At 40.7% G+C, this 1,321-nt stretch carries 1 protein-coding gene; it reads right to left on the minus strand.

What is annotated here, in order from left to right; genetic code table 11:
* Positions 1-181: 181 nt before the first annotated feature.
* Entirely contained in the window at positions 182-838 is a 657-nt protein-coding gene (locus PSI06_RS20930; RefSeq protein ID WP_273604804.1) for an NAD(P)H-dependent oxidoreductase, read from the minus strand.
* Positions 839-1,321: the final 483 nt, after the last annotated feature.

Genomic DNA, 1,321 nt, shown 5'->3' on the forward strand with positions numbered 1-1,321 from the left:
ACTTGCTCAACAATAGATAATTTAAAGCCTAATGTATAATCTCGCTGAGTACGCTTAACGTCTTTAGTTTTAGTGGTTTTCATAAAATAAGTCCTAAATGTGTAAACACATTTCAGGACAAGACAATTCTAAAAATAAAAAAGCCGAGAAGGCTCTCGGCTAATTAACTTATAGCAACACGTTATACAGTAGCTATAATATCTTCAACTGGTAAACGCGCTTTAGGTTTGCCAAAGTTCCAATCTTCTTCTTCAACTGGGTAACCCATTGCAAGTGCCACTTCACAAATATGACCATCAAGCTCTTCGCTAAACTTCTCACCGATTAACTCTGGATCAACACCTTCCATAGGCGTAGATGCAATATTTAAACGCGCCAGTGTATGCATAATGCTACCCAGTGCTAGGTAAACTTGTGCTTTAGTCCAGCTGCCATTGTAGCCATTTTCATCCGTATTCATTTCAGCAAAAGCGTAGGCACCCATAAAGCTTTCACGCAGTTGCGCTGGTAAGTGACCAGAGCTCACTTCAACATCCACGCGTTTAACAAACTTCTCTTTAGTAAACTTAGGATCGTAAGCTAATAACAGCGTATGCGACGCTTCTTTAGCGTGTAATTGATTAAACTGGTGCTTGTTAGCAAATGTATCGTGCAAACGCTGCTTAGCTTCATCACTTTCTACCAATACAAACTTCCAAGGTTGAGAGTTAATTGAAGAAGCAGACAAGCGAATAGCTTCTTTAATTACGTCAAGATCCGCCGATGAAATACGTTTGCTCGTATCGTATTTTTTAGCCGTGTAACGGTTATGTAAGTCTTTAATAATTTGATGAGACATGCTCTTCTCCCCTTTGGTAAGGTATGTAAATACAAGATGGGGCAAGTTTATAGGCTTTGCTATCAATTGATAATTAGCAAAATACTTAAAAGACTTTCTAAAAAAATTTGATAATAGATCAAGCCCATACCTTTTGGGGTTACAGCTTTATTGTTGCGAGATCGGTCGTTACGAAACATATAGAGGCGGATACTGTTGCTGCTGGTAATCCAGCTCGTGAGATAAGAACACTATATTTACCATACAAAGATGTGCGGCGAGCCTTATCCGCGGGTTTCGTGATACTCAACCCACGCTACGGAGGTGGTGGAGACTGTGCGAATAATATCTGAAATGTATTTTTCACTTTTCTGCAGACGTAAAAAAGCCCGGCTCTTTCGAGTCGGGCTTTCTTGTATTTGGAGCCTGGCAATGTCGTAGTGCCCACAGCGGTAGAGAGTCACATAGCAAATGCTACACTATCGTTGGCCGAGGCTCGCCTTC

Origin of the sequence: Pseudoalteromonas sp. GABNS16E, from assembly GCF_028598715.1 — a bacterium.
Taxonomy (GTDB): Bacteria; Pseudomonadota; Gammaproteobacteria; order Enterobacterales; family Alteromonadaceae; genus Pseudoalteromonas; species Pseudoalteromonas atlantica.

Bases quoted from the DNA above. Each gene is read 5' to 3' on its own strand.
- PSI06_RS20930 (WP_273604804.1), bottom strand. From the start codon at position 838: ATGTCTCATCAAATTATTAAAGACTTACATAACCGTTACACGGCTAAA.